The 24,937-nt window shown below is 46.7% G+C and carries 19 protein-coding genes; 12 read left to right on the top strand and 7 right to left on the bottom strand.

Features of this window, described 5'->3' with window-relative positions; translation table 11 throughout:
- Nucleotides 1-7 precede the first annotated feature (7 nt).
- Together Q4Q46_RS02960 and Q4Q46_RS02955 are read left to right on the top strand one after the other, a co-directional pair.
- The gene (locus Q4Q46_RS02960; RefSeq protein ID WP_106649592.1) at nt 8-487 is read left to right on the top strand and encodes a TetR family transcriptional regulator; all 480 of its coding nucleotides are present in this window, start codon (nt 8-10) and stop codon (nt 485-487) included.
- Nucleotides 488-643: 156 nt separating this feature from the next.
- On the top strand, nt 644-1,228 hold the full coding sequence (locus tag Q4Q46_RS02955) for a hypothetical protein (RefSeq protein ID WP_311905177.1): 585 nt from the start codon (nt 644-646) through the stop codon (nt 1,226-1,228).
- Nucleotides 1,229-1,315: 87 nt separating this feature from the next.
- Here Q4Q46_RS02955 and Q4Q46_RS02950 read toward each other — a convergent pair whose 3' ends face one another.
- From Q4Q46_RS02950 to Q4Q46_RS02935, 4 genes are all read right to left on the bottom strand, one after another.
- On the bottom strand, nt 1,316-2,638 hold the full coding sequence (locus Q4Q46_RS02950; protein ID WP_311905176.1) for an alpha/beta hydrolase: 1,323 nt from the start codon (nt 2,636-2,638) through the stop codon (nt 1,316-1,318).
- A 231-nt stretch (nt 2,639-2,869) separates the two neighbouring features.
- Entirely contained in the window at nt 2,870-3,250 is a 381-nt protein-coding gene (locus Q4Q46_RS02945) for a hypothetical protein (RefSeq protein ID WP_311905175.1), read from the bottom strand.
- A gap of 219 nt (nt 3,251-3,469) precedes the next feature.
- A complete protein-coding gene (pntB, locus tag Q4Q46_RS02940; protein WP_311905174.1) occupies nt 3,470-4,954 on the bottom strand; it encodes a Re/Si-specific NAD(P)(+) transhydrogenase subunit beta in 1,485 nt (494 codons plus the stop codon).
- Between the two features lie 11 nt (nt 4,955-4,965).
- On the bottom strand, nt 4,966-6,492 hold the full coding sequence (locus Q4Q46_RS02935; protein WP_107402554.1) for a Re/Si-specific NAD(P)(+) transhydrogenase subunit alpha: 1,527 nt from the start codon (nt 6,490-6,492) through the stop codon (nt 4,966-4,968).
- 418 nt (nt 6,493-6,910) lie between these two features.
- Between Q4Q46_RS02935 and Q4Q46_RS02930 the strand changes: the two genes are divergently transcribed.
- The 5 genes from Q4Q46_RS02930 to Q4Q46_RS02910 all read left to right on the top strand — a co-directional run bounded on the left by Q4Q46_RS02930 (nt 6,911) and on the right by Q4Q46_RS02910 (nt 14,911).
- Entirely contained in the window at nt 6,911-8,710 is a 1,800-nt protein-coding gene (locus Q4Q46_RS02930; protein WP_311905173.1) for an assimilatory sulfite reductase (NADPH) flavoprotein subunit, read from the top strand.
- Nucleotides 8,711-8,808: 98 nt separating this feature from the next.
- Nucleotides 8,809-10,506 (top strand): assimilatory sulfite reductase (NADPH) hemoprotein subunit, encoded by a 1,698-nt coding sequence (cysI, locus tag Q4Q46_RS02925; protein WP_311905172.1) that lies wholly within the window; start codon nt 8,809-8,811, stop codon nt 10,504-10,506.
- Nucleotides 10,499-11,281, top strand: a complete 783-nt coding sequence (locus Q4Q46_RS02920) for a phosphoadenylyl-sulfate reductase (RefSeq protein WP_311905252.1) — start codon at nt 10,499-10,501, stop codon at nt 11,279-11,281. The genes cysI and Q4Q46_RS02920 overlap by 8 nt, the downstream gene beginning before the upstream one ends.
- 768 nt (nt 11,282-12,049) lie before the next feature.
- Nucleotides 12,050-12,835 carry a monofunctional biosynthetic peptidoglycan transglycosylase gene (gene mtgA, locus Q4Q46_RS02915; protein ID WP_311899015.1) on the top strand — a complete coding sequence of 262 codons (786 nt, stop codon included), beginning with the start codon at nt 12,050-12,052 and terminating at the stop codon, nt 12,833-12,835.
- 339 nt (nt 12,836-13,174) lie between these two features.
- The gene (locus tag Q4Q46_RS02910) at nt 13,175-14,911 is read left to right on the top strand and encodes a hypothetical protein (protein WP_261272046.1); all 1,737 of its coding nucleotides are present in this window, start codon (nt 13,175-13,177) and stop codon (nt 14,909-14,911) included.
- An 88-nt stretch (nt 14,912-14,999) separates the two neighbouring features.
- Here the strand turns inward: Q4Q46_RS02910 and Q4Q46_RS02905 are convergent, their stop codons facing one another.
- Together Q4Q46_RS02905 and Q4Q46_RS02900 are read right to left on the bottom strand one after the other, a co-directional pair.
- Nucleotides 15,000-16,556 carry a S41 family peptidase gene (locus Q4Q46_RS02905; RefSeq protein WP_311905171.1) on the bottom strand — a complete coding sequence of 519 codons (1,557 nt, stop codon included), beginning with the start codon at nt 16,554-16,556 and terminating at the stop codon, nt 15,000-15,002.
- 193 nt (nt 16,557-16,749) lie between these two features.
- A complete protein-coding gene (locus Q4Q46_RS02900; RefSeq protein WP_311899012.1) occupies nt 16,750-17,634 on the bottom strand; it encodes a phospholipase A in 885 nt (294 codons plus the stop codon).
- Nucleotides 17,635-18,079: 445 nt separating this feature from the next.
- Between Q4Q46_RS02900 and cobA the strand changes: the two genes are divergently transcribed.
- The 5 genes from cobA (at nt 18,080) to cysC (ending at nt 23,884) form a co-directional block, all read left to right on the top strand.
- Complete coding sequence (cobA, locus tag Q4Q46_RS02895) at nt 18,080-18,916, top strand: uroporphyrinogen-III C-methyltransferase (RefSeq protein WP_311905170.1); 837 nt, start codon at nt 18,080-18,082, stop codon at nt 18,914-18,916.
- A 123-nt stretch (nt 18,917-19,039) separates the two neighbouring features.
- Complete coding sequence (gene cysD / locus Q4Q46_RS02890; protein ID WP_220777832.1) at nt 19,040-19,948, top strand: sulfate adenylyltransferase subunit CysD; 909 nt, start codon at nt 19,040-19,042, stop codon at nt 19,946-19,948.
- 83 nt (nt 19,949-20,031) lie between these two features.
- A complete protein-coding gene (gene cysN, locus Q4Q46_RS02885) occupies nt 20,032-21,474 on the top strand; it encodes a sulfate adenylyltransferase subunit CysN (RefSeq protein WP_311905169.1) in 1,443 nt (480 codons plus the stop codon).
- Between the two features lie 3 nt (nt 21,475-21,477).
- Entirely contained in the window at nt 21,478-23,202 is a 1,725-nt protein-coding gene (locus Q4Q46_RS02880) for an SLC13 family permease (protein WP_311905168.1), read from the top strand.
- 64 nt (nt 23,203-23,266) lie between these two features.
- Nucleotides 23,267-23,884, top strand: coding sequence for an adenylyl-sulfate kinase (gene cysC / locus Q4Q46_RS02875; protein ID WP_263168314.1), 618 nt, complete (start codon nt 23,267-23,269; stop codon nt 23,882-23,884).
- 104 nt (nt 23,885-23,988) lie between these two features.
- Here cysC and Q4Q46_RS02870 read toward each other — a convergent pair whose 3' ends face one another.
- The gene (locus Q4Q46_RS02870) at nt 23,989-24,828 is read right to left on the bottom strand and encodes a TIGR03899 family protein (RefSeq protein WP_107946646.1); all 840 of its coding nucleotides are present in this window, start codon (nt 24,826-24,828) and stop codon (nt 23,989-23,991) included.
- Nucleotides 24,829-24,937: the final 109 nt, after the last annotated feature.

Here is a 24,937-nt window from a genome sequence, read left to right as displayed (position 1 = left end):
CTTTACTATGGCTAAGCGCTCGCGAGTACAAACTGAGCAAACCATAAATCAGATTATGGATGAAGCGTTAAGACAAATTTTGACTATCGGCTTTGAGACTATGTCTTATACCACGTTATCTGAAGCAACGGGGATTAGCCGCACAGGTATTAGCCACCATTTTCCACGCAAGAGCGATTTTCTCGTTCGCTTAGATAGCCGTATTGGTAATCTATTTGTTGCGGCTCTGGATTTTTCTAGCCAAGAGGCATTAGAAACATCATGGATGCAGGCTATGCAGGAAGAGCATTACCGCGCAGTATTGAGACTGTTCTTTAGTCTTTGCGGTGGTGCCAACAATGAAATCACTCTCTTTAGAGCTGTGAGCACAGCACGTCAACAAGCGATTGCTGAGTTAGGCTTAGCGGGTGATCGCACGATCAACCATTTAATAGGCCGTACTGCTATGATGTTGTTGTCCAATTTTGATGTGGCAAAAGCAGCATAAAAGACTGACCAACAAATATAAAAATGGAGCCCGATGGCTCCTTTTTTATGGGGGGAAATCGTGATTTTTACTGAGGAAACTCATCCTTTTGTCATGTAAGATAGGCCCTTTATTGCGTTATACCGCTTTTTACTCTTGATTTGACAGGATACACATATGGACATGAACCCTAGCCCTAATGCCGCCGATGCTCCCAAACGTAACATCAAGCTCGATAATACAGAGCTCATCAAAACCAGTTTTTGGGTGAGTCAGGTCTTTATGATCATTGCGACGGTTGTCGGTGTGTATTTAGCCGCGCAGGAAGGTTTATCGCAGGCGATTAAGTTCGATAACTTAAGTAATATGCAAAACAACTATCATCTGCGCCACGCGCTCTATGATGAAGTGAGTGACAACGTGGCCACTTTGAGCCGTTATGTCGACACGGTTGAAACGGTGAGCGGTAATAGCTTAGTGAAAATGCGCCCGCAAATGGGGCTGTTTGTTTGGGATAATATGCGCTATTCAGCCAATGCCCTAGAGACGCCGAGTCATATCTTGTCCGATATTCGTCGTTTTTATTTAGAGTCTGAGCAGATCATCAGTAATATTGAAACCCGCCACTACAGTGTTTCCTACGGCAAGGGCCTACTGCAAAGTTTACTGAGTAAGATCCAAGAAGATACCTTGCCGAAGCTTAAAACGAATTATGAAACCCTGTCAAAAGAGCTTAACGATAACGACATTGCTGTAGATTAATCCATTTATAAAGTCGATGTTGGCCTTAGCTAAGCACTGTTAAAGGACACGTTTGCCCTTTAACAGTGCTTGAAGTATTTGCATGCGCTAAGGTGCCAGTTCCCACCATTCCCAACTTTCTAAACCTTGTGATTTCGCGAGGAAGAGTGCGCGTTGATGTGCTTTTAGAGCAGCATCTTTATTACCGAGTGCGACATAGCTTAGGCTCATCTGTTGCTGCCAATCGGCGCTTAGCTCACCTTCTGTTTTTGCACTGAGTAATATTTGCTGCGCTTTATCAGCCTGTTGTTTATAAATAAAGACTTTCGCGAGCCCAATACATAATTCGGTATAAGATGCTGGTAATTGCTGTTTGGCATCTTTTAGGAGTTGATCAATTTGCCCTTCTTGTTTTGAAATAAACACATATTTAGCGAAGGTATAAGCCTGTAACCATTCGAGTTGAAATCCTGCCCAAGTTTGTTGTTTAGCGGCAAATAAATCGAATACATCGGCGTACTTTGGCAATTTCACTAGCTCATCAAGGTCGATAAAATACTGAGGTGAAAGAAAAGCCAGAGCATCTAATAGTGCAGGCATCGCTGTAGTGTAGTGGTTTTCATCCGGAAACTGTTGGAACCGCCAACGCCACTGTTGATTTGCAACTAACTCGCTTGCTATGGGGTTAATCGCATCGACCATCTCCACCACGCCCATACCTTGTTCGTTGGCTACAGATAAAAACAAGGGCGGCAGCTTAGATTTGTCCTGCTGTTTTTGTTTGAGATATTGAGTGAACAGGGCGTTGCTGCTGTAGTTGTCGAACCAAACGCTTGGGCTCATGGCAAGATAGGCGTTAAAGGGCGTATTCTGCTGCATCATGCTATACAAGGTGAATAAGCCCCCAAGAGAATATCCTGCCAAGGCATTGTTACCTGAAGTGCGAAATTGCTGATTGATTAAAGGAATGAGCTCCTGAGCTAAATAACTCTGCAACAAAGCTGCACCACCATATTCTGGATTATCCTCTGCCGCCCACGTGGTGCTTTTTATATAATCTGCTTGGCCTTGTAATGCAATTCCGACCACTATCATTGGTGGGATTTTACCGACGCGGGCGAGATTGTTGACCGCTGCTGATACGTGGCGAAATTGAAAATCTCCATCGATGATATAGAACACCGGATACTGACGTTGGGTCGCGTGATAGCGTTCAGGCAGCGCCACCATATAGCGACGTTCGGCGTTATATAGATTGGAGTTATGGGTAAAACTTTGACCATAAACTAAGCTGCTTCTCTCGGATACTGGCATTGTGTGAGTCGGACTATTCTCAGCCTGAACTGGTGAGATAAGGAAAATGCACGCTAACAAGGCGATGCGATTAATCTGGTGTCTAAGGGCTAAATATAATCTCAGTTTGCAGTCCATTGAGGTGATCCTTGTGATTCTGAGGTGCCTATCGAGAATCTTCTACGTTATGGTTTAGGGGATGTTTAGAGACTTGCAGGAAAATTATCGATTCCCCTGAATGGTTTTAACTGATCCAGCGTAAATAGAAAAGATAAGTCTGCGTGCACAGGCAGCATAAATTGTAAGTAAAAATAGAACAGAGTGAACGGGTTAACTGTGGCTTAAATGGCACTTAGGTCATTTAGCGCCTTACCTAAGTTGCTGCGGGTAAGGCGTTTTTATTTTTTGTTGCAGTAGATAAATACCAATAGCCATAAAAGTTAATACGGCAGCAATTGTGGCGCTGATGATGTGGTGAAACACTAAGTGACTTATCAGAAATGTGGGCAAGTCTTCTAAGCTGTCGATAAGGAAAAGCTTAGTGATTAAGCCGATATAGACCAGAAGATGCAGAGCCGCAGCTGTGATGAAAAGGCGTCTAAATTTCCCAATCAGTTTGATATCCAAATTGAAATGAAACCAGCGACAAAACAGATACCCACTGAGGCCGATGGCAATCGATATCCAGCCAAGCCCGAGTAATGAGGTTTTGATTAATACGCCAGACAGGATAAACAGTCCAAGCAACATTCATTCTTTCCTTTAAATAGCGTTAGATTCTACTTCGCATTTTGACCTGTGAAAACGATGTGGATTGTGGGCATGTAAAGCCTCACATCCTATGGGCGCGGAGACTAGCTTAAAAGGCTTAAAGAAATGTGAAATGAAAAGGGAGCCTAAGCTCCCTTTTATCATTGAAACAGGGTGTTTCGCCTAAGCGATTGCCACTCTGCTGAAATTACATCAGACTCAAAGTGCTTTTAAAATCGCTTCGACACTGGCTTTTGCATCCCCAAACAGCATTTGGGTATTTTCTTTGAAGAACAGTGGGTTTTGCACGCCGGCATAACCTGTGTTCATCGAGCGCTTAAAGCCGATGACGTTTTGTGCTTTCCATACTTCGAGCACAGGCATGCCTGCGATTGGGCTACCTGGATCTTCCATTGCCGCAGGGTTAACCGTGTCGTTGGCACCAATGACGAGTACTACGTCGGTGTCGTTAAAGTCTTCGTTGATTTCGTCCATTTCCAGCACGATATCGTAGGGGACTTTCGCTTCCGCCAGCAGTACGTTCATATGGCCGGGTAGACGGCCAGCAACTGGGTGGATACCAAAACGGACTTTTACGCCGCGATCGCGTAGCTTTTGAGTGATTTCAGCCACTGGATATTGCGCCTGTGCCACTGCCATGCCGTAACCTGGGGTGATAATGACAGAGGTGGCATTTTTCAGCATATCCGCCACATCTTCGGCGTTGGTTTCACGGTATTCGCCCATTTCTTCATCGGCAGTCGAGGCTACACCATCTGTGCCAAAGCCACCTGCGATAACAGAAATAAACGAGCGATTCATCGCCTTACACATGATGTAAGACAGAATTGCACCCGATGAACCCACTAATGCGCCAACGACAATCAAGAGGTCGTTCGACAACATAAAGCCCGCTGCCGCCGCTGCCCAACCTGAGTAGGAGTTCAGCATAGACACCACCACTGGCATATCCGCGCCGCCAATGGATGCGACTAAATGCCAGCCAAAGGCGAAGGCGATCAGCGTCATCAACAGCAGAGCTGGCATAGTGCCGCCCGTTTGGACGAAGTAAACCAGCAGGGCGAAGGCCACGAGTACTGCCACTAGGTTTAACTTGTGGCGATGTGGCAGCATCAAAGGTTTTGATGACATCAGCCCACGTAACTTACAAAAGGCCACGATAGAACCTGTGAAGGTGACCGCACCGATGAAGATCCCGAGGAAGACTTCGACCAAGTGAATGTTAAGCATGGCGCCAGTGAGATGCTCTTTGCTGGCAGCTTTTGCTGCTTCACTTAGGGCATCGTGCACTGCGGCGAGCGTCGTATTGATATCGCCACCGACAGCCACGACGACTTGCGATACTTCCTGTGGATGCAAGTCGATAAAGCTGTTAAAGCCCACCAATACCGCGGCCATACCAACAAAACTGTGCAAGATGGCAACCAGTTCAGGCATTTCAGTCATTTCGACTTTTAATGCTAAACGGATACCAATCGCGCCGCCAATCACCATGGCGATTAAGATCCACGCAATACCGTTAGTATCAGGGTTGAAAATGGTAGCCAGTAGGGCGATTGCCATACCTAAGATACCGAATAAATTGCCGTGTTTTGCCGTCTCTTGCTTCGACAGTCCCGCGAGACTGAAGATGAAGAGAATGGCGGCAATAATGTAAGCTGCTGTTACCAGTCCTTGAGACACGTTAAACCCCCTTAATCCTTACGGAACATCTTCAGCATGCGCTGAGTGACGGTAAAGCCACCGAAGATGTTAATACTGGCGATCAGCACGGCGATAAACGCCAGTACAGTGACCAAAGTTGAACCCTGACCGATTTGCAGTAGGGCGCCGACCACGATAATGCCCGAAATCGCGTTAGTGACTGACATCAAAGGCGTATGCAGTGAGTGGGATACGTTCCACACCACATAATAGCCGACGACGCAGGACAGCAAGAATACCGTGAAATGGGACAGGAACTCTGGCGGTGCAACCGATGCCACTGCTGCAAATCCGGCGATGCCTAAGGCGGCGAGTACGAATTTGAGCTTAGATGGCGCTTTCGGGGTAGTGTCTTTAGGTTCTATTTTCGCAGCAGGTTTTGCTGGCGCCGCAGAAACCGAAATCGGTGGAGGCGGGAAGGTCACTTCACCTTCTTTAATCACAGTCATGTTGCGCATGACCACATCATCGAAGTTGATGCTGGCAGTGCCGTCTTTTTCTTTACACATTAACTTCATCAGGTTGACTAAGTTAGTGCCGTAAAGCTGTGACGATTGCGCGGGCAGACGACCGGGTAGATCGGTATAACCAATCACTTTTACGCCGTTCGGGGTGACAAACAGCTCGCCCGATTGCGTGTATTCGCAGTTACCGCCCGTTGCAGCGGCTAAATCGACGATCACTGAACCTGGCTTCATGCTATCGACCATGGCTTTGGTGATGAGCTTAGGCGCAGGACGGCCGGGGATCAGCGCCGTAGTGATGATGATATCGACTTCTTTGGCTTGCTCAGCAAACAGCGCCATTTCGGCGGCAATAAATTCATCCGACATGGTTTTAGCATAACCATCAGATGAGCCACCTTCTTCGTTACCAAAATCCAGTTTAAGGAACTGGCCGCCCATGGATTCGATTTGCTCGGCCACTTCTAAGCGGGTATCGAAGGCGCGCACTATGGCGCCCAGTGAGCCAGCAGTACCAATAGCGGCAAGACCAGCAACACCAGCACCAATCACTAGCACTTTAGCGGGAGGCACTTTACCGGCAGCGGTAATTTGACCGGTAAAGAAACGGCCAAATTGATGCGCGGCTTCAACAACGGCGCGATAACCGCCAATGTTGGCCATAGAGGAGAGGGCATCGAGTGACTGGGCACGGGAGATACGAGGCACCATGTCCATCGCCATCACGTTGATTTTGCGTTTAGATAACTTCTCAACCAGCTCAGGGTTTTGTGCGGGCCAAATAAAGCTGACGACAGTTGCTCCGTCTTTGATTTGTTCGATTTCGGCGTCGCTTGGCGCATTGACCTTAAAAATCAGATCGGCTTGCCAAACGTCAGTTGTCACTTTCGCGCCTGCAGCCTCAAAGGCTGCATCATCGAAGCTTGACAGTTGACCCGCATTGGCCTCAATAACAACTTCAAAGCCGAGTTTTTTAAGCTGCTCAACGGTGGCTGGGGTCGCGGCGACCCTAGTTTCACCGGCGAGACTTTCTCTCGGTATTCCAATCTGCATGACTACTCCCTGATGGTTTATATAATCGTTGTGCCTGCTGTGCTTCCTTCATCGTACTCAACTGCACAATCTGTCATCGCCAGCATTTACTCGGCTGGTGATTCGAGCCAGTTGGGGCATTCAATCTAGGATGGACACTTTTGTTTTAAAAACAAACTATTCTGTGGGCAACAGAAATTTCTGTTCGACAGGCTCATGACCATTGTGGCAATACTTTAGCTTGGCACAAGTGCATATTTCTCAAGCAGGCCGTTTCTGCACTGGTCGGATCAAAAACTTTTAACCAGTGCACACTTTTGTAGCTTAAATTTTGCACTTTGTATATTCCAAAATGGAATTAAAAATCCGATTTTATTCTTTTTTGCTTTTCTTAAACCGCGATAAGCTTGTGGACATTACACTGTCATAGGGCCGTCTCATGTTGTTAAAAGAACTTTCATCGCTGGCTTCGCCATTGTCTCAAGGACAAGTCGAGAAGCTAAAACAACTCACTTCTGAGTTAAGTGTTGTGCAACGGGCTTGGGTGAGTGGCTATCTTGCTGCCACCGCCAATGCTGGCCAACTAGCTCCCGCCGCAGAGGCGCAAACCGCTCAAACAGTGACGATTCTCTATGGCAGCCAAACGGGTAATGGCCGTGGTGTCGCTAAAGCGCTCGCCGATAAGGCGCAGGCGCATGGTTATGCGGTCAATCTGGCTTCAATGGGCGAATACAATGTTCGCCAATTGAAGCAAGAAACTGTGCTCTTGCTGGTGGTCAGCACCCATGGTGAAGGTGAAGCGCCGGATGATGCGATTGAATTACATAAGTTTTTAGCCTCTAAACGCGCGCCTAAGTTAGACAATTTACATTACTCAGTGCTGGCATTGGGGGATTCAAGCTATGAATTTTTCTGCCAAACCGGTAAAGACTTCGATGCCCGCCTAGCAGCACTCGGTGCTAAATCACTGTTACCTTTAATTGAATGCGATGTGGACTATGAAGCTGCTGCGGGTCAGTGGCACGCCGATGTGTTAGAGGCCGTTAAGCCGCTGATCGAAACCTCGTCCGCCAGTGTGGTATCTATCGGCACCGCTAAAGCGATTGGCGAAAGCGAATTTACTAAGCAAAATCCCTATAGCGCTGAAGTGCTTGTGAGCCAAAAAATTACCGGTCGCGGTTCGGACCGAGACGTGCGCCATGTAGAAATTGACCTTGGCGAGTCAGGCCTAAGCTATCAAGCGGGCGATGCCCTCGGTGTGTGGTTTAGTAATAACGAAGTGTTAGTCGATGAAGTCTTAGCGGGTCTGTCATTGGCCGCCGATGAGTTAGTGACTCTAGGCACAGAATCCTTGACCCTTAAGCAAGCCTTGGTCGATAAGAAAGAGCTGACTCAGTTATACCCTGGATTAGTCAAAGCCTGGGCCGAACTGAGCGGCAGCGCTGAACTGCTGGCATTGAGCGAAGATAAAGAACAAGTACGTCAGTTTATCCTTAAGCATCAATTTGCCGATTTAGTCACTCAGTATCCGTTATCCAATGGTGCTGTGGCCTTAAGCGCGGCAAAACTACTTGAATTACTGCGTCCATTAACGCCAAGGCTTTATTCAATTGCCTCAAGCCAAAGCGAAGTCGAAACTGAAGTGCATTTAACCGTGGCGTTAGTGGAAGATGAGCGTCACGGCGCGGCCCGTTTTGGCGGCGCGTCACACTTCTTAGCCTCTGCGCAGGAAGGCACTCAGGTTAAGGTTTATGTTGAGCCTAATAAGCATTTCCGTTTACCTGAAAATCCAGAAACACCAGTGATCATGGTTGGCCCTGGCACAGGTGTTGCGCCGTTTCGTGCCTTTATGCAGGAGCGCGTAGCACAAGGGATTCAAAGCGATAGCTGGTTATTCTTCGGCAATCCTCACTTTGAGCAGGATTTCTTGTATCAAACTGAGTGGCAACAGTATTTGAAAAATGGCGATTTAAGCCGTATCGACGTGGCATTCTCGCGCGATCAAGCCCATAAAATATATGTGCAGCACCGTATTAAAGAGCAAGGCCAAGCCCTGTGGCAATGGTTGCAAAACGGTGCGCATCTGTACATTTGTGGTGATGCTGAACGTATGGCGAAAGATGTTCACCAAGCCTTGATTGAGGTGGCTGTCGAAGTCGGTGGTTTGAATACCGAAGCTGCTGAAGCCTATTTTGAAACCCTGCGCAGCGATAAGCGTTACCAAAAAGACGTGTATTAATCTCAACCGTTGCGCAGATAAGAAACGCATAAGAATAGCCAAAGCTGCACACGTGATGACCCGTGCAGTCAGCGAACCGAATTTAAGAGGCAGTTGCCATGAGTGAGCAAAAGTTAGCGTTAAACGAATACCTAAAGACCGACAGTGATTACCTGCGCGGGACCATCAGAGAAGGCTTAGATTCTGCGGTAACCGGCAGTTTCAGTGACGGCGATCAGCAGTTGATCAAATTCCACGGCTTCTATCAGCAGGATGACCGCGATTTACGTAACGAACGTAAAGAGCAAAAACTCGAACCTTTATACAGCTTTATGTTGCGTGCCCGTGTACCTGGCGGTATTTGTTCTCCGCAGCAATGGTTAGGCGTGGACAAGATTGCCTCGACGCTCACCAGCTCGAACAGCATTCGTTTGACGACCCGTCAAACCTTCCAATACCACGGTATTCCTAAGCGTAACTTGAAGACCATTATTCAAGACTTAGATCGTGAAGCGCTGGATTCGATTGCCGCGTGTGGTGACGTTAACCGTAACGTGATGTGTAATCCTAATCCGGTGGAATCGAAACTGCACGAGCAAGCCTATGCGGTGGCGAAACAACTGTCAGATCATCTGTTGCCCCATACGCGCGCCTACGCCGAAATTTGGTTAGATGAAGAAAAGCTACTTTCGACCGAAGATGAAACCGTTGAACCTGTATATGGCAAAACTTATCTGCCACGTAAGTTCAAAATGGCGGTTGCGGTTCCTCCCGATAACGATGTTGACGTTTACACTAACGATTTAGGCTTTATCGCCGTTGCTGAAAACGGTGAGTTGGTTGGCTTTAACTTAACCGCGGGCGGCGGCATGGGCTCGACCCATGGCGAGGTGGAGACTTTCCCACGTCTGGCTGACGACTTTGGTTTTATCAAAACTGCAGACGTGATGAAGTTTGCCGAAGCTGTCATGACAGTGCAACGCGACTGGGGTAATCGTGTTAACCGTAAACGTTCACGCCTTAAATACACTATCGTCGACCATGGCTATGAGCAGTTTAAAGCCGAAGTCGAACTGCGCGCTGGGGTGAAGTTTGAGCCTAAGCGTGATGTTGTGATTGGCGACCGCGGCGACCGTTATGGTTGGGTCGAAGGCGTTGACGGTAAATGGCATTTAACCTTATTTATCGAAAGCGGCCGCATTAAAGATTTACCGGGCCAAACCCTGCAAACGGGACTGCGTGAAATAGCCAAGATCCACAAAGGCGATTTCCGCATGACCTCGAATCAAAACATGATCATCGCAGGTGTGGCGGCAGAAGATAAAGCCACCATTGAAGGCTTAGCCCGTAAACACGGACTACTGGGCCAAGTGTTGACGCAAACCCGCGGTCATTCGATTGCCTGTGTGGCGTTGCCGACGTGTCCATTAGCGATGGCGGAAGCTGAGCGTTACTTTCCTGAGTTTATCGATCATATCGATGCGCTACAGGCAAAGCACGGCATCAGTGAGCAAGCGATTGTGGTGCGGATGACAGGTTGTCCAAACGGTTGTGCACGTCCATTTGCCGCTGAAATTGGCCTTGTGGGTAAAGCACCAGGCCGTTACAACTTGTACTTAGGCGCAAGCTTTGAAGGGACTCGTCTGAACAAGATGCACAGAGAAAATATCCAAGAGGCGGAAATTCTCGCCGAATTGGATACCCTGTTTGGCCGCTACGCCGTTGAGCGTGATGCAGGCGAAACCTTTGGTAACTTCACCGTCCGCGTGGGCGTTGTGAAGGCGGTGATTGATGCCGCTAAGGATTTTCATGGTTGATCTTGAGCAAAAAACCAGTGATACAGTGCTGACTGTGGTCAGCACGGCCGAGTTAACGGCGCTATTGAGTGCGCCCAAGGCCGAGCAAACGATAGAGCTTGAGCGCATAAATCAGTTCTTAGCTGGATTAAGCGCACAAGAGCGAGTGTTGTGGGGCTTAACTTATTTGCCCGGTAATCATGCGCTGTCGTCAAGTTTTGGTATTCAAGCCGCAGTGATGCTGCATATGGTGAGCCAGGCACAGGCGAATATTCCGGTTATCCTCACGGATACAGGGTATTTGTTCCCTGAAACCTATCAGTTTATCGATGAGCTGACACAGCGTTTATCACTGAATGTAAAAGTATATCAAGCAGTGATGACAGCTGCATGGCAAGAGGCACGCTTTGGTAAGTTGTGGGAGCAAGGGTTAGACGGGCTAGAGCAATACAACCGTTTAAACAAAGTTGAGCCTATGCAACGCGCCTTAGCCGAGCTTGACGTCGGTACTTGGTTTGCAGGGCTGAGACGTAGCCAAGCCAGCACCCGTGAGGCGCTGCCGATACTGGCGATTCATGGCACTCGCTTTAAGTTACTGCCGATTATCGAGTGGTCGAATAAAGATGTGCACCTCTATCTGACTCAATTTGACTTGCCGTACCACCCACTTTGGGACCAAGGCTATGTTTCTGTGGGGGATACCCATTCGAGTAAACCACTCGAATTAGGCATGACAGAGGAAGAAACGCGCTTTAATGGGCTGAAACGTGAGTGTGGTCTGCACTACGAAATTTAGTTTCCCCATTGAAGTTTAGTCATCTTATTGATTTAAAATATTAAACGCCTCAATTACCGTTGGGCGTTTTTATTGCAGTTAGATAAGACTTTGGTTGAATTTAATACTCTGGGTTGACGAGAAAGTGAAGCGATGTCATTTAAGCGTCATTTCAATGGGATATATTGATATTCATAGAGTTAGTCTTGCTGGCTTTTTCAAGAGCAAAAATGTTGTACATTTTTACTCACAGGGTTATGCACATTGGTTGAGCCTGAGCTATATTTTGAAGTTCCCGTAGATGGTTTTGAAGGGTTTTACTGTGAAATAGACATGACTCATGTCTTTTCCGAGGTTAAGTGGTTGTATATCAGTATTTATGGGCTGAGTTTGCTGTGTATTGATATCATTCGACTGGATGCAGTGAAAGCGTTGAAAACCTGACTCGCAGCTGCGAGTAACAAGCTGTTTGATTGACTTGCTAGCACTCGTTAATCAGCCATTGCAACCTCGGTCAGCTGTCGTCAAAGCTGCCGAGGTCAAGTCAAGTTAAGCCCTCGCCATATTCAGTAGTGATTTGTTATTGTGGTTATTTCTCTGCCTATCTTTGATTATCGAGTAAGATATCCTTGGTGTTTCCTCTATTGTCGTAGCATGATCGACCCGCAACTCCCTTAACGCTTTAGGCGGTTTTCTAATAAGCCTTGGGTGTTGCAAAGAATGCCTAATGGCTTGGCTTGACTGGATATCATAAATGAGAGATGAGAGTGCGCGGATGAGATGGTGTAAATGACGGCTCCTTTATATGCGATGCGAGATCATGTCAGGCGTCCTAGTGCCAATAAGTCGAGTAGTCCTGCTCCTCAGAGGCGTAAGCGTGGCTTTCGTCGTTTATTGTCTTGGCTATTCAAGGGATTAGTATGGGCATTAATTGGCTCAATCTTATTGGTTATTCTACTCAGATTCGTTAATCCACCCATGTGGACTTGGCGGATTGAACGCGCCTTATTTCCACCTGCACCTATGGGGGAAGTTATGCATCAGTGGCGCGATTTAGCGCACATTTCTCCTGAGTTACAATTGGCGGTGATCGCCGCAGAAGATCAACGTTTTGCCGAGCATACGGGATTCGATTTAGCCGCGATAAGCTCGGCGCTGAAATACAATCAGAAAGGCACTAAAGTTCGCGGAGCCAGCACCTTAAGTCAGCAGGCGGCGAAAAACCTGTTTATGTGGTCTAGCCGCAGTTTTTTTCGTAAGGGATTAGAAGCTTGGTTTACCTTAATGATGGAACTGACTTGGGATAAGTCGCGCATCCTTGAAGTGTATTTAAATATCGTCGAATTTGGTCCAGGTATTTACGGCGCCGAAGCGGCATCAAAGCATTATTTTGGAAAGTCTGCGGCAAAACTAACCCAATATGAGGCTTCATTACTCGCAGCTATCTTACCCAATCCTTGGCGTTATAAAGTGTCACCTCCGTCGTCCTATGTGCAGCAGCGTTCCGCTTGGATCCGCAAACAAATGCGCCAGTTAGGTGACGTCACGCTTAAAAAAGTCCACGAAGCGGGATGAAGGTCTGACGTGTGAGTTTGGCCCAGATGCATTTATGTGTCATTGGGCACTTTGTTAATCGTCGACGACTTAAAGATCTTTTATTACTGAATTGAAATAAGATTGGAAACCTGTTGAATTAAGGTTAACGCTGATGCGTTTTAACGGTTTGATTCCCTATCCTGTTCGCTTCTGTATCGGTTTAATGTTAAATTATCGGGCAAAATTTATACCTTAGTTTTCTGATTTTGCATTATCTGCGTAAGGGATATGTAAGAGCGGATAAATATTCAAATACCTAGGGATTACTTTAGGTATTGATTTCATAAAATTGAATTGTCATTAAATGGAGTTTCTTAAATGAAAAAGATTGTGATTGCCGCGGCAATTATTGCAGCTGGTGCGGGTGGTTATTGGTATACGCAGAATGGTGCTGGCTCTAGTGCCTCTGCAAATCCTTTGCTCGACTATGTGCCTGCTGATACGCCGATATTTTCGGGTCAGCTAAAACCCTTCCCGTTGAAAGCGTATTTACAGTCTATTTCTGGAAATTATCAGCAATATCCAAGTAACGCGCTTGCCGAATTTGGTGAGCTGGATAGCCCTATGGGTAAGTTCTTCGTCAGCATTTATCAGCAGTATATGGATGGCATTAAAGAGCCAGCCTTACTGTTGAAAACCTTTGGTTTTCCAGATGAAGTTAAGCCTTATATCTACACGTTAGGCGCTTTGCCTGTATTAAAGATTGACGTTAATCAAGTCGATGCTTTTTGGGCTGTATTAGATAAAGCCGAAAAAGACAGTGGTGTGACCCACGAAATGCGTAAAGTGGGTGATGTTGATTATCGCGCTTATGCATTATCGGATGAGACTTCAACTGAGAAAGCTGATCTGTTATTTGCCCAAAAAGATGGCATATTAACGATTACTTTCAGCACTTCTATTACCGAGCCTGAATTATTAGAAATGGCATTCGGTATTAAGAAGGCGCCGCAGTCATTAGCCGCTTCTGGCATATTAGCCGATATTATTAAGACCCATGGTTTTAAAGATGACAGCATCAGCTTTATCAACCATGTTGAAATCGTGAAGGCGTTGACTTCAGCCGATAGCAATATGTTATCCAAGCAATTGACGAAGTTTTTTGCTAATGAAAGCGTCGGTGAAGATCCATTAGCTCAAATTAGAACACCAGAATGTCGCACCGAATTAACCGCCATTGCTGCTAATTGGCCGCGCACGGTTGCGGGTTTAACCGCGTTTTCTGTGACAGAAAAAGAAAGCCATATGGCGGCCTCATTTGTGGTTGAAACTAAGAATCAACCTATTCTTGCGGCCATGCAAAAGATGCGTGGCTTTATTCCTGCACATCTGGCGGATATCGACAGCACTATCTTCTCTATGGGCATAGGCTTAGATGTCAACGAAGTTGCACCTTCATTAACGGCTATTTGGGATGATCTGCAAAAGCCGCAATTGACCTGTGCGCCACTGGCCGAGTTGCAAGCTGAGTTGAGCCAACAGAGCCCAGCTATGCTAGGCATGTTCACTGGTATGGCGAACGGTGTGAAAGGCATGAGCGTTTCATTGCTCGACTTTAAAATGAGCACACAAGATCAAGAGCCTAAGTTAGAAAGCTTAGATGCGTTAGTCAGCCTCAGCGCCGAAAATCCATCTATGTTGTTCAATATGGTGAAACCTTTCGCGCCTATGTTGGCCGAAGTGCAATTAGCCGATAACGGCGATGCCACTGATTTATCACCACTATTGATGTTGCCACCTGAGTTAGGTATTAAGCCTATGCTCGCGATTAAAGGTCAGCATTTAGTGGTGTATAGTGGTGACAAAGGTTTGGCTTTGGCGAACAAATTAGCGGGCGAGAAACTGTCTGCGAATGGCATGTATAGCTTATCTGCCGATTACGGTAAGATGTTCACTCCAATGCTGACGTTGTTAGAAATGAGCGGCGAGCCAATCCCTGAAGAAATGAAAATGCTTAAAGATTACAACATGCGAGTTCAAATGAGCTTCGATGTGAATAAGCAAGGGTTGGTTATAGGCTCAGTCGCCAATTCTAAAGCGACTGAAAAGAAATAATTTTAGAATCCATTCTTTAGCTAACTGATATCAGTTAGCTAATCAATGTTTGAAATGAGCCAGCAGATTGCTGGCTCTTTTTTTTGGTTCAATTCAGCTTAGCTTGAGCTAGCTTAGTGGGTTGTGATGTTTGAATGATCTGAGTTTTTGGCTTAGCGGAACGCACTAAACTCACTAATCCTTGCCATTGAATATCACTGTTTTGGGGAAGCCAAATATCGGGCTCAGTCCCAGCACCTGACAAGAGTTTTCCCTGTGCGTCATAGGTCAATGAACTACTGAATCTTATGTCTAATCCACTGTTTGGCAGTTTAAAATGGTACTGTCGAGCAAAGTCGCCCGAGGTTTTTTCACCAATCAAATTCGCCCTAGACCAAGATTTAGTGCGATAGGCAATCCACTCACATTCTTGGCGGCATTTGGGGCTCACGAGCAGCGCTAAGCGATTTCGCCCTTCAGGAGTCACCGTAGGTTTAGTGCGAACGTACCAAGGGCTGAATTTATCTTCATCGACTGAGGGTAAGTCGCGGGTGAGAGATTTTAGTCGAGGCACACTGTATTCGAGCGCATCTAAAGGCTTAAAGTTGAGTGGCTGCAGATAGTCATTTCTCAGTTCCGGTGAGCGGCGATAGTGTGCAAATCCCATCACGTTCGGCGCTAAAGTATTATTTAAATCAGCATCTTGATATCGCGATAATAGGGTCAATAACTTTGGGCTAAAACCACTAGCGTCACGTAAGTCGATGATCAGTAGGGGATGCGTCATGCCCTTGAGCAGTTCTTGCTGTAGCTCTCTCTCTAATTCAAAGGCGTACAGATCGCTGATCTTCAGTTTGACCGTAGTATTATTAACCGTCTCTAATTGATGTGGAACGTCTTGAAATTCGGAGCGCTCAAATTGAGACAACTGATTAATGAATTCCAAAACACTCATATCTTGTGTCTTAACATCTTGATTGTTTGTCGTTAATTGCGCTTGCGGTTCGTGGCTTGGCAGGGCGAGAGTCACCTGCTGGGTTTGCAGATCATCATTAATCAGCGTAATGAGCACATAGGGCTTGATGCTGAGCCCTAAGTCTTCACGCAGCAGGTTCAGTTTTTTCAGCCAAGGTAACTGCATTTCTTGGCTCTGTTTTGCAGGCTCTGGTAAATAGGCTTGGCTGGCCGCCACCCATTTACTCATGGGCAAACCGTCGATATGAGTCACAAAGGGAAAGTCGTTGTTGATTGGACTGTTACTGCTATCTAAGGCTAACCACTGGTCGTTGAGTGGCCGTAAGGTTAACGGGAGATCGCCGCTTTGATCATCGAAGTCATACACTTGAGCGCCGGGATCTTTGAGGCTATTGAGCAGTTTAGTGATTTCAGCGGCAAAGCGGTCATTGGGCGTCATATCTTGATACTGCTCGACAATCAGGCTCGCCATATACTTGAGTTGCGGACTGGCTTTATCGGGCGTTAACGCATAAAACGCTGAGTGTTGCTCGATTTGATCTAATAAGGCATAGAGATCTTGGCGTACCTCTTGCGCATTAAGCATAGGTGCAGTGTTATCTTTTGGCACAGCAAAAAACGCGAGCTTAAGTAAGCTCGCGAAAATAATGACACTGAGTAGCATGACTATGCTGCGGTAGCTAAAACTCATATTCCTCCATGATGTTAAGGCGCGGCTTCAGGGCACAAAAAGGTGTGCGACTATCGGCTTAAATGCCATTCGGATCAATGTAAATCGTCCCGCTGAGTCATAAACTCAGGTCCATCTGAGCAATTTAGCAGCAGGTTTTGTAGATTAGCAGCAAATTATGGCTGATTTTTGTACTCTGTCACTTTTATATTTGCTACAGAATATCGTTGAGCGAAATCCCGATACCAATACGTTGGTTGTGATAGTTGTAATCGATTAGGCTCTCGCCATAGCCATTAAAGTATTGAGTATAAAGGCGTAAGTTGCCGACGATAGGATAACTCCAGGTTACTTCTGCTGAACCTCTGTCGATATCTTCTAGGTTTGTTTTAAGGGTTAAGGTGAATCTATGTTCATCGATACCATAGACACCAATAAACTCAGCTCTGCCTATGTAGTCATCAATATTGGGATTATCGTCACCGCGAGCTTGATGCGGATCGGTTTTTTCATCCTCAGGAATACGCCACCAGACTTTGGTTGAAAAGGCGAGTGGACCGGCATCAAAAATCATAGTGGCATAGAGTCGATTCCAGCTGCGAGAAAGCGGTCCTGATTTACCATTTGATTGATGCACAGCACCAACGCCCCAAAAGGAATTGGTCACACTGCCGATTTTCCAATCGTTATTAAACAGCATAAAGACTTCTGGCTCGTGATTGGTTTCACGGAACGGAGATGAGGTGTCTTTGTTATAAACCTGCCAATAGGATTGATTGGTATAGGCAAAGAATAAATGACCATTATCACCAAAGACATTGTACCAAATAGGGAATTTGAAACTGATTTGAAACTTAGCCTCGAACTCATCCAAAGTGTAGGGATTGATGAGGGCATCTTCAGCGAACGGTGCCATGTTGGGATCTGGGCTATAGGTCGCAGGTAAAATGTAATTCACTTTATGGGGTGTAATCACAAAAGGCAGTTCTGCCGTGGCAAGTTCATCTTTGACTCTTCCTTCTACTAATGATTCTTCGGCATTTATACTCGTACAAGCTAATAGCCCAGCCATTGCAATACCTGAATAAAGTCGTTTCATCGGCCCTCCTTGATGTGCTTATTTGTGTATTTGTCAGTCGTACTCAACAAAGATAGTTATGCCCAGCTTACCATTAGAAAGTGAATTTATGGTTATGTAAAAATTCTGCGTCATTTGGTGACAATTTATCTTGTAAGTGAGGTTTTCGCCCTGTTGGGGCAGGTTTAGGTAGAATTTTTGGCAATAACATAGTGCCAAAATCACACACTTAGCTGAGCGGTGTTCGTTTTATATAACAGATGAATCCATATTAAGTTATTTAAATTCAACTGGTTATTAGTGTGTTGGGGCATTTTTTATTTTGAAACTCAATATTTTTCCATTTTAAATCGACGTCAGTGATTTCTTTTATATCTAAAAGATATAAAAACTAATAATTATCTATTTATTATGGAATATAAGACGCGCTATATTTCTACTGACTAAAGTGATCTTGGGGATACTGATGGAAATTTTATCTTTACCGGGCCAAGCGGCCAAAGGCAAAGTCTGGCTGGTGGGTGCAGGTCCTGGTGACGTTGAGTTATTGACGTTAAAGGCATGGCGCATCCTTAAAACTGCAGATGCTGTGCTATACGACGCTTTAGTCAGTCAAGATATCCTAGCTCTTATTCCTAAAGACGCTGAAAAGATTGCCGTAGGTAAACGTGCGGGTAAGCATAGCGCCGCACAGGACGAGATTAATCAGTTACTCGTTACTAAAGCCTACACCCGTAAAAATGTGGTGCGTCTTAAGGGCGGCGATCCTTTTATTTTCGGTCGCGGTGGCGAAGAGTTGCAAACCTTAGTCGAAGCGGGGGTTGAGTTTGAGGTCGTCCCCGGTATTACCGCCGCCAGCGGCACATCGGCCTATGCGGGAATTCCCCTGACCCACAGAGACCATGCCCAAGGTGTCACTTTTATCACTGGCCATTGTCAGTTAGAGAGTCGCCCTATGGACTGGCAAGGTTATGCTAATCCTAACAATACCTTAGTCGTGTATATGGGAATTCTAAACGCTGGCATTATTCGCCAAGGTTTAGTCGATGCGGGCCGAAGCCCTGACACCCCCGTGGCGATAGTGTCAAAGGCGACCACTAAAGAGCAACGTCGTTTTATCGGCCGTTTAGGTGAGCTTGAACAGCTTGCTGCCGATCCTGAATTACAAATGCCAGCTTTGATGATCATAGGTGAAGTGGTTGCGCTGAGTGACACCTTGCACTGGTTCAACCCTGAAGCGATTGAATCGACTCAAGCCAGTGATGAGCACACTCAATCGGTTAGCGTGTCGCCGCGTCGATAAGCTAAGCCGCAAACAGTTAAAGATGCTTAGCAGTTAAAGAAACTAAGTAGTTAAAGATATTAAGAACATTAAGCTAACCCATGCTGTGGCAACACGGCGAATTTAAGGTAAACGGAGAATAGTATGGCCGGGCGTGAATTAAGCCACTTACAACAACTGGAAGCCGAGAGCATCCAGATCATTCGTGAAGTTGCAGCCGAATTCGATAATCCTGTGATGTTGTATTCCATCGGGAAAGATTCTTCCGTTATGTTGCACTTAGCGCGTAAAGCCTTTTATCCGGGCAAGATCCCATTCCCGTTGCTGCATGTCGACACGGGTTGGAAATTCAAAGAGATGATCGCGTTCCGTGATGCGCAGGCAAAGAAATTTGGCTTCGAGTTACTGACGCACATTAACCCAGAAGGGGTGGCGCAGGGGATTAACCCTTTCGACCATGGCAGTGCGAAACACACTGACATCATGAAAACCCAAGGTTTAAAGCAAGCACTTAACCAATACGGTTTTGATGCCGCTTTCGGTGGGGCTCGCCGCGATGAAGAGAAATCTCGTGCCAAAGAGCGTGTGTATTCGTTCCGCGACCGTCACCACAGATGGGACCCTAAAAACCAACGTCCAGAACTGTGGCGCACCTATAATGGCGCAGTGAACAAGGGCGAAAGTATTCGCGTATTCCCGTTATCTAACTGGACTGAGCTGGATATTTGGCAATATATCTATCAAGAAAACATTGAGTTAGTGCCTTTGTATTTTGCGGCTAAACGTCAAGTGGTTGAGCGCGGCGGTCAGTTAATCATGGCCGATGATGAGCGGATGAAGTTAGCCGAGGGCGAGCAGTTTAAAGAAGAAGTGGTGCGTTTTAGAACCTTAGGTTGTTACCCACTTACGGCCGCCATGCATTCTGAGGCCGACAGCCTAGAGAAGATTATTGAAGAGATGCTGTTAACCCGTTCAAGCGAACGTCAGGGGCGATTGATCGACTCAGATCAAAGTGCCTCGATGGAGCAGAAGAAGCGTCAAGGCTACTTCTAATCTCGGCAAGGTTAACCCTATTTCGCGAAGGTGGCGTTGGTAAAGCGCGACCTGTAGCCAAGCAGATCAAGAGTGAGAATAAGATGGACAAAGCGGTCAATAAAACCAATCTCATGGCGGCAGAGATTACCCTCCATGGTGTGAAAGAATATCTAGCTCAGCAGCAGAACAAAGGCTTATTGCGCTTTTTAACCTGTGGCAGTGTGGATGACGGCAAAAGTACCTTAATCGGCCGCCTGTTACACGACAGCGCGCAGATCTATGAAGATCAATTGGCGAGCCTAAAGAGCGACAGCGCTAAGATGGGCACCACAGGTGAAGCTATCGACTTAGCCTTGCTGGTGGATGGTCTGCAAGCAGAGCGCGAGCAGGGCATCACTATCGATGTTGCTTACCGTTACTTTTCAAGTGATAAGCGTAAGTTCATCATCGCCGATACGCCAGGGCATGAGCAGTACACGCGTAACATGGCAACGGGTGCATCGACCTGTGATTTGGCGGTGATCTTAGTCGATGCCCGCTACGGCGTGCAGACTCAGACTAAGCGCCATGCGTTTATCGCGTCATTACTGGGGATCCGTCACTTCGTTGTTGCCGTGAATAAGATGGATTTGATTGGGTTTGACGAGCAAGTATTCAATCGCATTCGTGCTGACTTTACGGATTTCGTGAAAGATTTCGGTAACCTCGATATCCACTTTGTGCCGTTATCGGCGCTTAATGGTGACAACGTGGTTGAGCGTAGTACTCAAAGCGACTGGTATCAAGGTGGTACTCTGCTGGAACTGCTAGAAACCATTGATACGCAACGTGAACTCAGCTCATTGCCAGTGCGTTTCCCTGTGCAATATGTGTCGCGTCCTAACTTAGATTTTCGCGGTTTTGCGGGCACGTTAGCCTCTGGCATTATCAATGTCGGTGACGAGTTAGTCGCTTTGCCATCGGGCAAACGCAGCAAGGTTGAACGCATTGTTACCTTCGATGGTGACATACAAGAAGCGGTTGCTGGCCAAGCTGTGACTATCACGCTGGAAGATGAAATTGATATTTCCCGTGGCGATTTACTGGCAAGACCGGATTCTGCACCTGCCGTCGCTAACGTGATCAGCGCTGACATAGTGTGGATGGATGAAAAGCCATTGCAACTCGGCCAGTTATACGACATCAAAGTGGCCGGTAAGAAGACGCAAGCCTCTGTGACTGGCATCGATTATGTGGTTGATGTTAATACCTTAGCGCGCAGCGCGACGGATACGCTTGGGTTAAACGCCATTGCTCGCGTGACCTTAGAGCTGACCGAAGACATAGTGTTTGATGCCTATTCGTTAGTGCGTGATACGGGCGGAATGATCCTAATCGACCGCCTGAGCAATGCGACGGTTGCCGCAGTGATGGTGGTGTCGGGTCAGCATGTTAACAAGCAAACAGCATCGCAATTTAGTGCTTTTGAAGTCGAGTTTAATGCTTTAGTGCGTAAACACTTCCCCCATTGGCAAGCGATAGATATTTCTAAGCTTGGAGCTTAATTTGTGAGTGACTTGTGGCTGTTAGCGATTATTTTGTTAGGTCTTGTGGCTGGCTTAATTAGTGGCCGTATCAATCCAGCGGTATTGTTTTTATTTGCATTTTTGCTCTGTTATTTGCTTGGCATGGTTGCGCTCGATACCGCATTAACAAGCTTTACAAATATTGGCTTAGTCACACTCGTCCTGTTGGTGTTGGCCGCGACGGCGTTAGAAAAAACCTCCCTGCTGGGGAAGTTGAGTCAAGTCATAGGCAATAGTTCTTTGCCTATGACAATGGCAAAGCTTGGGCTATCGACCGCCTTGCTGTCGTCCTTTACCAATAACACTGCGGTGGTGGCGTCGCTTATCGGGGTTGTGCGTCGCAATCAGGCACACGCGCCGGCTAAGTTATTATTGCCGTTAAATTATGCGGCAATTTTAGGTGGCACACTGACCCTGATTGGTACCTCGACCAACTTGATTGTGAACTCCTTTGTAGAAAACGCCGGCTTACCCGCCTTAGGCTTCTTCGAGTTTACGCCAGTTGCAGTGGTGATCGTCGTCGCAGGCATCTTGTTACTGACCTTACTGGCGAACATTCTGCCCGACAGACGGGAAGAATCAGGTGAAGAAGCGCTGCCATATTTGCTCGAAGCCCATGTGGCGAAAGGTTCGTCCTTGGTCGGTCGCAGTGTGATGGATAATAAACTTAGGGCACTAAAAAAGTTATATCTGGTTGAATTAGAACGCAGTGGCATTTGTATTTGCCCTGTGCCGCCCCAGTTAGTGTTGCAAGCGGACGATGTGCTGCGCTTTAGTGGCGCGGTGGAATCGGTTGAGTTATTGCACCAATTCGATGGTTTAGATTGGTTTGGTAAACATCAAGCCAAAGGACAAAATTTAGTTGAAGCTGTACTCGCACCGTCATCCAGTTTAGTGGGCAGTTCGTTGAAAGCATCGCGTTTTCGTGAGCAATTTGATGCGGCTGTGATGGCCATTCGCCGCGGAAATCATCCGCTGAAGGGCGGACTCGGTGACATTATTCTGCAACCCGGTGATGTGTTGTTATTGACGCCAGGTGATGGTTTTAGCAATAGCGCAAAGCTGAGTTCAGAGTTTGCAGCGATCAGTGGCTTAGATTTGAATGTGCGTCTAGACAGTCGCCGTGGTCGTTGGGTATTGCTGGGCTTTGCGGCAACGATCGTCCTGAGTGTCACTGGCATATTACCCTTGGCTAAAGGTTTAGTGATATTGCTGCTCAGTTATTTTGCCATAGGCGCAGTCACACTGGCTGAGCTTAAACGCCGTTTCCCATTGGAATTAGTGGTGATCGTGGGGAGTGCATTAGGGCTTGCCAACTTGATGATGAGTACAGGCCTTGCGAACAGTTTAGCCCAAGGATTACTCTCAGTTATTAACGGTTATGGGGTATTTGGCGCTTTTGTCGGCGTGTATTTAATGACCTTATTGCTGACTGAACTGGTGACCAATAACGCAGCGGCGGCGCTGGCGTTCCCTATCGCTTACGCGATCGCGCTTAATTACGGTGTCGATGCAAGGCCCTTTATTATGGCCGTTGTCTTTGGTGCCAGCGCGAGCTTTATTTCACCCTACGGCTATCAGACCAATTTGATGGTATTTAATGCGGGTAATTATCGCTTCAGTGACTTTGTCCGCCTTGGATTGCCGTTATCTGTGCTGTATTCCCTGATAGTGATATTTATGGTGCCGATCATCTTTCCATTTTAGTGATTAGCTTGAGTTTATTGCCCTTATGTTAGCGGTTAGTCAACATGGGGATTGAGGAGTTTTTATGACAAATATCGTGTGGCATCAACATCCTGTAGACCAAGCCGCCAGAGCCGAGCAGAAAGGCCAAAACCCAGTACTACTTTGGTTTACCGGACTTTCTGGCGCGGGCAAGTCAACATTGGCGGGTGCACTAGAGCGGGCGTTATTTGAGGCGGGATTCCACACTTATTTGCTCGATGGCGATAATGTGCGCCATGGCCTGTGTAAAGATTTAGGGTTTACGGTTGAAGACCGTGATGAGAACCTGCGTCGTGTGGGTGAAGTGGCTAAATTGATGGTGGATGCGGGGCTTGTGGTGTTATCGGCCTTTATTTCCCCGACCCGTGAAGAACGTGATGGTATTCGTGCCCGTTTTCCTGCGGGGCAGTTTATTGAAGTGCATGTAGCGACGCCTTTGAGTGTGTGCGAGCAGCGTGACCCTAAGGGGTTGTATGTGAAAGCGCGCAGTGGCGAAATTAGCAATTTCACTGGTATTTCATCACCCTATGAAGCGCCATTAGCCGCTGAGTTAACCATAGATACCAGTAAAGGCGATTTAGCGACTCAAGTGCGCGCCTTAATCGATTATCTGACGGCAATCAATGTTATCAATACCGATAAGGCTAAAGCGCTAGCTTAACATTTAGCCCTTATCTTACTTTAAAGGAGCCTTTAGGCTCCTTTGTTATTTCTGAGTTTTACTGGTTATGCTATTGATTTATAATTTATTTTTATGGCGGGTAATTATTCTATTTTAAAATCCTTAGCGAACAAGAGTTGCAGTGCCTTGAGGTATTCTTGATCCGGTTTAGGTTGCACGAGTTGGGCGAGTTCATCACCAATCGGTGTTAAGCGATAATAACTAAAAAGCAGATTACCGCTCTTGGGCGTAAGCTTCATTTGTATGCCTTGCAGGGCAAATTGAATGGGGGTTTTATTGTTGAGTAAACCAGTTTCGAACTCGCTGCTGTGCAGTATTCCCGCATCGACTAAGGTCAGAATGCTGGAGTAGGGTAAGCCAAACTGGGATAAACCTAAATTGACTGAGGTTGTTTTACGAAAATATTGGCCAATCCCACCCGATAAACGATAGCCACTGATGAGTTTTAGACGCTGTTCGCTATTGACCTTAGCTGCCATGCCAAGGGCCTTTTCAAGAATTTGTGCTTCCCTGTGGGTCAGTTGCTTAAGTAGCGCTAAGGTGCGCAGACTGAAGTTACCGGGATTAACTATCTCGCTCGATAATATCCGTGCCCACAAGTCTTGCATTCTACGGTTATGGATTTGCTCCGCCATTAAAAAGAATTGATGACTCCAGTCGGGATCGAGATCGACTCCAGTCACATCCGACGGCGTATAGCTGAGGGCTAAGGCAAAAATGGTTTCCACATTAGCTTGATACTGGCTCGATAACTTGCGGGATCTATGTTGGGCGCGTTCGGCGATGGAAGCATTCGCGGGGCGATATTCTTGCTCACTGGCTAAACCTAATTGACGGCCGAGCAGCAGGGCTTTTTTGCGAGCAGATGCCTCGGATGTTGACTCGCCATCTTCTGCCAACATTAAAATATCTGAATCCTTCATCGCGTTAATCCTTGAGCCTGCATTAGGGGTGAAGTGAGGGCATAGCGCTCACCTTTATCTGTCGAACTTATTTGCCTAGCTTAGATGGCGATCGCTTTAGCGTTCGTTC

This window comes from Shewanella vaxholmensis (assembly GCF_031932135.1).
GTDB lineage: Bacteria > Pseudomonadota > Gammaproteobacteria > Enterobacterales > Shewanellaceae > Shewanella > Shewanella hafniensis.
Note: the sequence above shows the minus strand (reverse complement) of the source record. Positions and strands in the feature narration are given on the sequence as shown.